General features: G+C 65.4%; 8 protein-coding genes. 6 read left to right on the forward strand and 2 right to left on the reverse strand.

The genetic code is table 11. The features are described 5' to 3' along the window. The 4 genes from ACTIAO_RS16330 to ndk form a co-directional block, all read left to right on the forward strand. Positions 1-1,449, forward strand: a 1,449-nt coding sequence (locus tag ACTIAO_RS16330) for a class I tRNA ligase family protein (RefSeq protein WP_441907190.1), incomplete at its 5' end; no start/stop codon positions are given. Continuing rightward, entirely contained in the window at positions 1,442-2,794 is a 1,353-nt protein-coding gene (locus ACTIAO_RS16335; protein ID WP_441907191.1) for a bifunctional folylpolyglutamate synthase/dihydrofolate synthase, read from the forward strand. The genes ACTIAO_RS16330 and ACTIAO_RS16335, both read left to right, overlap by 8 nt. Further along, the gene (locus ACTIAO_RS16340; RefSeq protein ID WP_441907192.1) at positions 2,791-3,222 is read left to right on the forward strand and encodes a DUF4233 domain-containing protein; all 432 of its coding nucleotides are present in this window, start codon (positions 2,791-2,793) and stop codon (positions 3,220-3,222) included. Before ACTIAO_RS16335 ends, ACTIAO_RS16340 begins: the two co-directional genes overlap by 4 nt. Before the next feature lies 1 nt (position 3,223). After that, positions 3,224-3,640, forward strand: coding sequence for a nucleoside-diphosphate kinase (gene ndk, locus ACTIAO_RS16345; protein WP_441907193.1), 417 nt, complete (start codon positions 3,224-3,226; stop codon positions 3,638-3,640). Between the two features lie 23 nt (positions 3,641-3,663). Here the strand turns inward: ndk and ACTIAO_RS16350 are convergent, their stop codons facing one another. Then, positions 3,664-4,281 carry a vitamin K epoxide reductase family protein gene (locus tag ACTIAO_RS16350; RefSeq protein ID WP_441907194.1) on the reverse strand — a complete coding sequence of 206 codons (618 nt, stop codon included), beginning with the start codon at positions 4,279-4,281 and terminating at the stop codon, positions 3,664-3,666. 281 nt (positions 4,282-4,562) lie between these two features. Here ACTIAO_RS16350 and ACTIAO_RS16355 point away from each other — a divergent pair, with 281 nt between their 5' ends. Then, positions 4,563-6,890, forward strand: coding sequence for an Rne/Rng family ribonuclease (locus tag ACTIAO_RS16355; protein ID WP_441907195.1), 2,328 nt, complete (start codon positions 4,563-4,565; stop codon positions 6,888-6,890). Here ACTIAO_RS16355 and ACTIAO_RS16360 read toward each other — a convergent pair. After that, complete coding sequence (locus tag ACTIAO_RS16360) at positions 6,855-7,121, reverse strand: DUF4031 domain-containing protein (RefSeq protein ID WP_441907196.1); 267 nt, start codon at positions 7,119-7,121, stop codon at positions 6,855-6,857. The genes ACTIAO_RS16355 and ACTIAO_RS16360 overlap by 36 nt on opposite strands. Positions 7,122-7,336: 215 nt before the next feature. Here ACTIAO_RS16360 and rplU point away from each other — a divergent pair. After that, a partial coding sequence (gene rplU, locus ACTIAO_RS16365; protein WP_441907197.1) for a 50S ribosomal protein L21 occupies positions 7,337-7,593 on the forward strand: 257 nt, incomplete at its 3' end.

Below are 7,593 nucleotides of genomic sequence, written 5' to 3' on the forward strand. Positions count from 1 at the left end.
GTCAGCTGCCACGGCATCGTGCTCGGCAGCGACGGCTACAAGATGTCGAAGTCGCTGCGCAACTACCCGGATGTGTCCGAGGTGCTCGACCGCGACGGCTCAGACGCCATGCGCTGGTTCCTCATGTCGAGCTCGGTACTGCGCGGCGGAAACCTCGCCGTCACCGAAGAGGGTATCCGCGCGGGCGTCCGCGAGTTCCTGTTGCCGCTGTGGAGCTCGTGGTACTTCTTCGCGACGTACGCGAATGCCTCCGGCGCCGGCTACGAGGCGACCTGGCGCACGGACTCCACGGACGTGCTCGACCGGTACATCCTGTCCCGCCTCGGCGAGCTCGTGCGAGACGTGGCATCCGACCTCGAAGGACTCGACTCGACGACGGCATCCGCTCGTCTGCGGGACTTCGCCGAGGTGCTCACGAACTGGTACATCCGCCGTTCGCGCGACCGCTTCTGGGGGAACGTCACTGACGATCCGAAGAGCACCGAGGCCTTCGACACGCTGTACACGGTGCTCGAGACGCTGACGCGTGTCGCGGCCCCGCTGGTGCCGCTGGTCAGCGAGCAGATCTGGCAGGGACTCACCGGCGGGCGCAGCGTGCACCTGACCGACTGGCCGGATGCCGATGCCTTCCCCGACGCCACCGATATCCGCGAAGCGATGGATGCTGTGCGCGAACTCTCCCGTGTGGGCAACGCGCTGCGCAAGAAGGAGAAGCTCCGCGTGCGCCTGCCGCTCGCACGCTTCACCGTGGTCTCTCCGGTCGCGGGCGCCCTCGGCCAATTCGAGGACATCCTGCGCGAGGAGCTGAACGTCAAGCAGGTCGAGCTCGTGCAGCTCACCGACACGGCTGCCGCGGAATACGGCATCAGTCACCGCCTCAGCGTCAACGCACGTGCCGCAGGCCCGCGCCTTGGCAAGCAGGTGCAGCACGTGATCGCTGGCGCTCGCGCCGGCGTCTGGGAGCAGCAGGACGGCGTGGTCATCGTCGACGGCATCGCACTGGAGCCGCAGGAGTACGACCTCCTGCTCGAGACGGCCGGGCGGCCTGAAGGCGAAGCACTCGCCCTCGTCCCGACCGGAGGTTTCGTGCTGCTCGACACGCAGACGACTCCTGAGCTGGAAGCCGAGGGGATGGCCCGCGATGCCATCCGAGTCGTGCAGGAAGCGCGCAAGAACGCCGGCCTCGACGTCAGCGACCGCATCATCCTGGCGCTGAACGTCTCGCCCGAGAACGCGGAGGCACTTCAGGCGTACTCGGCGCTCATCGCCGGTGAGACCCTCTCCGTCGGCTTCGCTGTGCAGGCGACCGAGGACATGGACGAACTCGTGAAGAACGTCACGAGCCCCGGCGACGGCGTGTTCAGCTCGGGGGCCACAGCGCTCGGGTCCGAAAAGGCTCCGATCGTCGTCACGATCGATTCCAATACTGAGGGAGCGACGAATGTCTGACCGCGACCGCGCGGATGCCGTCTACGAGAGCCTGCTCGAGAGGGCAGGGGAGCGGTGGGTGCAGCCCCGCAAGGAGCGCACCGCTCGCATTCTCGAGCTGCTCGATGATCCGCAGAAGACCTACCGTGTCGTGCACATCACCGGCACGAACGGCAAGACGTCGACCGCACGCATGATCGAGAGCCTGCTGCGCGCGCACGGGTTGCGCACCGGGCTCTTCACGAGCCCGCATCTGGAGCGCTTCACCGAGCGGATCATGATCGATGGTGAGCCGATTCTCGACGCCGCGATCGCCGAGGCATGGGAGGAGATCGAGCCGTTCGTCGGGATCGTCGATGCTGAGCTCGAGAAGGCGGGCGATGAGCCATTGACCTTTTTCGAGCTGCTCACCGTCCTCGCATTTGTTGCGGCATCGGATGCTCCGGTCGATGTGCTGGTTCTCGAAGTGGGCATGGGTGGGGAGTGGGACTCCACGAACACCGCCGACGGCGACGTCGCGGTATTCGCACCGATCGCCATCGACCACGCCGACCGACTCGGTGAGACCATCGAGAAAATCACCACCGTCAAGGCAGGAATCATCAAAGAGGGCGCCGCCGTTGTCTCCGCGCAGCAGCCCGCCGAGGCAGCGGCCGTGCTGCGCCGTGTCGCCGCCGAGAAGAACGCCACCATCGCCTTCGAGGGCGAGGAATTCGGCCTGGCAGAGCAGAAGCTCGCCGTCGGCGGCCAGCTGCTGACGATCCGCGGCCTCGCCGGCTCGTATCTCGAGGAGTACCTGCCGCTGTACGGCGCGCACCAGGGTCACAATGCCGCACTCGCGGTGGCGGCCGTCGAATCTCTCATCGGTGCGGGATCGCAGCCGATCGCCGAGGACATCATCACTGACGGACTGCAGGGGGCGACTTCTCCCGGCCGTCTGCAGCTGCTCGGAATCGCACCGACCGTGGTCGTCGACGCCGCGCACAACCCGCACGGTGCCGAAGCCCTCGCGCAGTCGCTCGACGACAGCTTCGATTTCGATGAATGGGGGCTGGTGCTCGGTGTACTCGCTGACAAGGATGCCGCCGGCATCGTCGCGCGTCTCGCGCCCGCGAGCGCGCACGTGTTCGCGACGGTGCCCGAATCGAGCCGCGCGAGTGACGCGGACACCATCGCGGACCTCGTCGAGAGCGTCGGGCACCGCGCGACCGTGCATCCCTCGCTGGCGGATGCTGCGGATGCTGCGCGCGAGTGGGCCGCATCGTCCGATCGCCGTGCGGTGATCATCGCCGGTTCGATCGTGCTCGCCGGTGAGGCTATCGCCCTCGCCGAGGAAGAGGACTGGAAATCGGGGTGGCGCGCATGAGCGATGCAGTGGCCCCCGAGCCGCGTCACGCGCGTCCGCCCCGCACCCTCGTTCAGAAGCTCGCCCCGGTCGTCCTCGGATTCGAAGCGATCGTCGTGATCCTTGCAGGCCTCACGATCTACGGCCTGAAGACGCTGCCCGATGGGATCCCGCAGTGGTGGGCGATCATCGGCGGACTGGTGGTCGCAGTGGTGATGGTCGCCGTCGCCGGAATGATCACCAAGCCCTGGGCGATTCCCGTCGGGTGGGCGCTGCAGGCAGTCGTCGCGCTCTCCGCCATCTTCGTTCCCACCATCCTCTTCGTCGTGCTGGTTTTCGGAGGCATGTGGGCGTATGCGACGATCATGGGGGCCCGGTTGGATGCACGACGTCCGACCGACGCGAATCCGAACCTCGAAGAAACCGAACCTCACACAGAGAGCGATTGACATGGCCACCGAAGAAACCCTCGTCCTCGTCAAGCCCGACGGCGTCGCCCGCGGCCTGACCGGCAGCATCCTCGCCCGTATCGAAGCAAAGGGATACGCCCTCGTCGACATCCGTCTGGTCGAGCCCGACCGCGAACTGCTCGCCGAGCACTACGCCGAGCACGAGGGCAAGCCCTTCTACGAGCCGCTGCTCGATTTCATGATGTCGGGACCGTCCGTGGCGATCCGCCTTGCGGGAAACCGTGTCATCGAGGGCTTCCGCTCGCTCGCCGGCACCACAGACCCCACCACTGCTGCCCCCGGAACCATCCGTGGCGACTTCGGCCGCGACTGGGGCCTTGCCGTGCAGCAGAACCTCGTGCACGGCTCGGACAGCACCGAGTCTGCTCAGCGCGAGCTCGGAATCTGGTTCTCCTGACCTTCTAGGTCTAACCTTCTAGGTCAGAAGAGCATCCCCGCGACTTCGCCGAGCAGGTCGAGGCCGCGCAGCTGCGCCAGCAGGACGATGACGGCATAGGCGACGATTGTCGCCAGCGGAACCCATGCCATCATCCGTCCTGCGCGCTCCTGCACCTTCTCGGAGCGACTGAACGAGCCGTTTCGGAAGAGGTGCACGACCGTCGCGAAGAACGTCGGAATCGTCACTGACCAGGTGAGCATGCACCAGGGGCACAGCACGCCGAGATTCGGTGCATACAAGCTCTGCCAGATCAACCAGCACACCAGGCCGAATGCGAAGGTCACTCCCGCGCCGAAGGTGAGCCAGAACCATCGGGGAAAGCGCGACCCGGCGAGCAGAGCGACACCCATGAACAGCGGCGCCATCCACCCGGCAAGGCCGATGATCGGGTTCGAGAAGCCGAATATCTCGCCCTGCCACGAACCCAGGTTCTTGCCGCACTGGATCATCACACTGACATTGCAGCTGAGATCAGCATCCGGATTCGCGAGTTGCACGAATTTATCCAGGGTGAGCTGGAAAGCCGCCCACCAGCCGATCACGCTGGCAATGATCAGCCAGACGGCATAGAACACGGGGCGGGTACGCTGCTCGCTCATTCTCGGATTATCTCAGCGTCCGCTATGGATGCGGCGATAACAGGCCAGTTCAAACGCCCGATGAGGCCCGAATGCCACGAACTGGCCGACATGATGCGATAATGGCCTGTGATGGACCGCGCGGCATAGCCGTGCAACACATCGACGAAGACTTCGGGGCCCATGCCCCTCGCGATCAGAGCCATGAGCCGGTCGCACACCGAATGAGTTTGCGGCACCCGTGGGTGCCGCACGAGATTTCGCGGAGCACCGAGTGCACCGCCGCAGGGAGCACGCCAGAGATGGCCGATGAGACGAATGACACCAACACCCCTATCCTCGATGCAGAAACTGCGGCTCCGGTAGCACCGGCCGACGCACCTGCTGAATCTTCTGAGGCTCCACCGGAGCCTTCGGCTGCGGAGCAGACCGACCCGGTCGCTGAGCCTGCCGAAGCGCCTGTCGAGGCGGAGAAGCCCGTCGAAGCGGAAAAGCCTGCCGAGCCGGAGAAGCCCGCCGAGCCGGAGAAGGTGACGGCGGTCACTCTCGGACTCATCCCCGAAGTGTTCGTCTCGCAGGTGTCGACCCAGTTGCGCTTCTACGCTCCTGAGATCACGCCGCTCCCCGCCCGTCCCGGCCGTGATCGTGGCCGTGATGACCGCGACCGCGATTTTTCGCGTGACGACGAGCACGATGACGCTCCCTCCGCACGTCGCGGACGTCGGCGTCGTGGTGGCAACGGCGACGGAGACGACCAGCGCGACGAGCCGCGTCAGCGTCAGCGCGCTGTCGAATACATCACCGAGCCCAAGGCGATCAAGGGGTCCACGCGCCTCGAAGCGAAGAAGCAGCGCCGTCGTGACGGTCGCGACGCCGGTCGCCGGCGTCCGGTGGTCACCGAGGCCGAATTCCTCGCCCGCCGCGAGTCCGTCGATCGCAAGATGGTGGTGCGTTCGAAGAACGGCCGTACGCAGATCGGCGTGCTCGAGGACGCCGTACTCGTCGAGCACTACGTGGCACGCAATCAGGACGCTTCACTGATCGGCAACGTCTACCTCGGCCGTGTGCAGAACGTGCTGCCGAGCATGGAGGCCGCGTTCGTCGACATCGGTCGTGGCCGCAACGCCGTCCTCTACTCCGGCGAAGTCGACTGGGATGGCGTCGAGACGGGTAACCAGCCGCGTCGCATCGAGCTTGCACTCAAGCCCGGTGATCGTGTGCTCGTGCAGGTCACCAAGGACCCGGTCGGACACAAGGGTGCGCGTCTGACCAGCCAGATCTCGCTTCCCGGACGCTACCTCGTGTACGTGCCGGGCGGATCGATGAACGGCATCAGCCGCAAGCTCCCCGACAACGAACGCGCACGCCTGAAACGCATTCTCAAGGAAGTGCTCCCCGAGTCCAGCGGCGTGATCGTGCGTACGGCTGCCGAGGGTGCGACCGAGGACCAGCTGACGCGCGACGTCCAGCGCCTCACCTCGCAGTGGGAGCACATCCAGAAGCAGGTCGAGAGCCAGCAGGCACCCGCGCTTCTGCATGCCGAGCCGGATCTTCTCGTCAAGATCGTCCGCGATGTCTTCAATGAGGACTTCACCAAGATGCTCATCCAGGGCGAGGAATCGCAGCAGACGATCCGCGCCTACCTCGAGAGCGTTGCTCCTGACCTGCTCGAGCGTGTGGAGTCCTACGAGGACGAGACCGATCCGTTCGATGCGTTCCGTATCACCGAGCAGATCGAAAAAGCTCTCGACCGCAAGGTCTGGCTGCCATCCGGTGGTTCACTGGTCATCGACCGCACCGAGGCGATGACCGTCGTCGACGTGAACACCGGCAAGTTCGTCGGCACCGGCGGAAACCTCGAAGAGACTGTCACCAAGAACAACCTCGAAGCTGCGGAGGAGATCGTCCGTCAGCTGCGGCTGCGCGACATCGGCGGCATCATCGTCGTCGACTTCATCGACATGGTCCTTGAGTCCAACCGTGATCTCGTGCTGCGCCGCCTCATCGAGTGCCTGAGCCGGGACCGCACGAAGCACCAGGTCGCCGAGGTCACCTCGCTCGGACTCGTGCAGATGACGCGCAAGAAGCTCGGTCTGGGGCTTCTGGAGACGTTCAGCGAGGCGTGTGAGGTCTGCGCAGGCCGTGGGGTCGTCGTCCACCACGACCCTGTCGTCAAGCACCGTTCGAACTCGGGCAACTCGCAGTCGGGCAACCGCCGCCAGCGCGGCGGCAACGGCCAGCAGAACCAGAACCAGAACTCGCAGCAGCCGGCCAACGTTGCCCACGGAATCCCCGAGGGTGCGAAATCCGCGCTCGCGCAGATTGCGGCGTCGACGCTCGCGGCGACGGCCGAGACGGTCGTCGAATTGGATGCTGTCATCGTCGCCGCTGATGTGCCCGAACCTGTGGAACGGCCGAAGAAGCCGCGCCGCAAGCGGGGGTCCGAGAAGAACAACGCACCCAAGACCGAAGCCGAGCAGATGCTCGATTCGGTGCTGGATGCGCTTCCGGAGCCGAAGGCACCTGGTCAGGGCCGCAACCGCCGTCGAGTGTCGACGGCTGCGCTCACCGGCACCCCGGTGTCGGTGAACTCCTCACCGGCGGTCGCGGGCGGGGATTCGGAGTCCTGAGGCGATCAGCCTGCGGACGAGCTCTCTGCCGCTGACCTGCTCTGCCCCGGCCGCGATGAGCCGGGGGAGAGCCTCATCGGGGACGTCGTAGTGATCCCTGTCGAACGACCGTGGAGGCACCCCGTTGCTGCGCGCGAAGGCGTGCAGTTCGTCGAGACTGTGGTCGCTCACCAGGTGCGCCCAGTGCCGGCCGTGTGCCGGCCAGATGGCATCATCGATCAGAATGGTCACCCCGTGATCCTACGACCGGGCGACACGGAGGCGGTTCGCTTTGCGAGACCGTCCTCGATCCGGTAAAGTGGTCCCTTGGTGCGTGAGCTGATTCGCCTGCACAGGGCGATGTGCAAGAGCCTTGTGCTCGCATCCGTCAGACCTGCGACGAACGCAGGCAAAGTCTTCCCGTGAGATTTCCGGAGCTTTCCGCTCCCCAACGAAACAGGTATCAAGTGGTTTACGCAGTAGTGCGCGCCGGTGGGCGGCAGGAGAAGGTCGAGGTCGGCACGATCGTTCAGCTCGATCGTGTTCAGGCTGCTCAGGGCGAGAAGATCGAACTGCCCGCAGTGCTCCTCGTCGACGGCACCACGGTGACCACCGACGCCGACAAGCTGGCCAAGGTCACGGTCACCGCTGAGGTTATCCGTAACCTCCGCGGCCCGAAGATCATCATCCAGAAGTACAAGAACAAGACCGGCTACAAGAAGCG

The sequence above is a fragment of the Microbacterium sp. genome, from assembly GCF_052099035.1.
GTDB lineage: Bacteria > Actinomycetota > Actinomycetes > Actinomycetales > Microbacteriaceae > Microbacterium.

Coding starts and splice junctions, on each gene's coding strand:
- ACTIAO_RS16335 (WP_441907191.1), top strand. CDS start 1,442: ATGTCTGACCGCGACCGCGCGGATGCCGTCTACGAGAGCCTGCTCGAG.
- ACTIAO_RS16340 (WP_441907192.1), top strand. CDS start 2,791: ATGAGCGATGCAGTGGCCCCCGAGCCGCGTCACGCGCGTCCGCCCCGC.
- ndk (WP_441907193.1), top strand. CDS start 3,224: ATGGCCACCGAAGAAACCCTCGTCCTCGTCAAGCCCGACGGCGTCGCC.
- ACTIAO_RS16350 (WP_441907194.1), bottom strand. CDS start 4,281: ATGAGCGAGCAGCGTACCCGCCCCGTGTTCTATGCCGTCTGGCTGATC.
- ACTIAO_RS16355 (WP_441907195.1), top strand. CDS start 4,563: ATGGCCGATGAGACGAATGACACCAACACCCCTATCCTCGATGCAGAA.